The sequence below is a fragment of the Halorubrum sp. SP9 genome, from assembly GCF_005435015.1.
GTDB classification, from domain to species: domain Archaea; phylum Halobacteriota; class Halobacteria; order Halobacteriales; family Haloferacaceae; genus Halorubrum; species Halorubrum sodomense.
In genome coordinates this window covers 1-237 of record NZ_SGXU01000703.1, presented here as the reverse complement: position 1 = coordinate 237, position 237 = coordinate 1, and the positions used below count along the sequence as shown (strand labels likewise).

Here is a 237-nt window from a genome sequence, read left to right as displayed (position 1 = left end):
ACCGCTTCACGGAGAGAGCGTCCCTCACCGACGACGTCGCGCCGATAGTGCATGTAGACCGCGCCGAGCGGGGGCTGGATAACGTACGCCAGCGCGATCGGTAACACCGCCCCGGAGGGCACCGCGTCCCCGGCGACGACGATCGCCAGCGCGATCGACAGGTTTCGCATGCTGGTCGCGTACACGAGCGCGACGCCCCGTCGCGGGTCGAGCAGCGTCCGTCCGGCGACCGCGGCG

The 237-nt window shown here is 71.3% G+C and carries 1 pseudogene; it reads right to left on the bottom strand.

The window, feature by feature from the left end:
• Positions 1-237, bottom strand: a pseudogene (locus EXE45_RS19050) (arsenic resistance protein); the annotation flags it as partial.